The organism is Ensifer sp. ENS11 (assembly GCF_014851895.1).
GTDB classification, from domain to species: domain Bacteria; phylum Pseudomonadota; class Alphaproteobacteria; order Rhizobiales; family Rhizobiaceae; genus Ensifer; species Ensifer canadensis.
In genome coordinates, this window is sequence record NZ_JACVAN010000111.1 from 1 (window position 1) to 229 (window position 229).

1 protein-coding gene is annotated in these 229 nt (G+C 66.8%); it reads left to right on the forward strand.

The annotated features are described in order from the left end of the window. A partial coding sequence (locus tag IB264_RS34430) for a VCBS domain-containing protein (protein WP_192435401.1) occupies positions 1-229 on the forward strand: 229 nt, incomplete at both ends.

Below are 229 nucleotides of genomic sequence, written 5' to 3' on the forward strand. Positions count from 1 at the left end.
CAGGGCGCCAGCTACCTCGGCACTTTCGCGCTGGCGGCGGTGAACCAGGCGGGCGACTCGGTCGGCTGGAGCTTCGAGGTCGCCGATGGCGTGCTCGACAGCCTGCAGGCCGGCCAGACGCTGACGCAGAAGTACGACGTGACCGTCGATGACGGCCATGGTGGCACGGCAGTGCAGACGGTGACGATCGTGATCACCGGCACGAACGACGTTCCACTGATCACCTCTG